The 529-nt window shown below is 61.1% G+C and carries 1 protein-coding gene and 1 pseudogene; one reads left to right on the top strand and one right to left on the bottom strand.

Features of this window, described 5'->3' with window-relative positions; all coding sequences use genetic code 11:
- Positions 1-131, bottom strand: a pseudogene (locus tag AC1DU6_RS35675) (30S ribosomal protein S20); the annotation flags it as partial.
- A 120-nt stretch (positions 132-251) separates the two neighbouring features.
- On the opposite strand from AC1DU6_RS35675, the gene AC1DU6_RS35670 reads away from it, so the two are divergent.
- Positions 252-529, top strand: a 278-nt coding sequence (locus tag AC1DU6_RS35670) for a lipid II flippase MurJ (protein WP_477863353.1), incomplete at its 3' end; no start/stop codon positions are given.

The following is a 529-nucleotide window of genomic DNA, read 5'->3' as shown; positions in this document are numbered from 1 at the left end:
TTCTTGACGACCGTACGGTATTTGGAGCGAAGCGCAGTATTCGCGGCGTTGAGCTTGGCGTCCTGGCGGACGCGCTTGAGACCCGACGCCAGGCGAACCGTCTTCTTCTTGGCTTTGGAGCTGGTAGCCATGCTGTATCTATACCCAGTTGGTGCAAAGACGACGAGTATAGCCCGAAATCAGGGTTAAAGCCAAGTGCCTGGGACGAGTATCGAAGAAGGCGCCATTCACGACACAGATAATCCGCCGCCATGAATCTGCTGCGCGCTGCGTCGACCATTTCCCTGCTGACCCTGACCTCGCGCATCACCGGCCTTGTCCGCGAAACCATGGTGGCGGGCCTTTTCGGCGCCACCGGAATGACCGATGCGTTTCTCGTCGCGTTCCGGATCCCGAACCTGCTGCGACGTCTGTTTGCTGAGGGCGCATTTTCGCAGGCCTTCGTGCCGCTGCTGGCGGCGACGCGGGCCACCGAGGGCGAAGCGGCAACGAAGCGCCTCATCGACGCCGTCGCGACCGTGCTGTTATG

The organism is Roseateles sp. P5_B10 (assembly GCF_056400485.1).
Note: the sequence above shows the minus strand (reverse complement) of the source record. Positions and strands in the feature narration are given on the sequence as shown.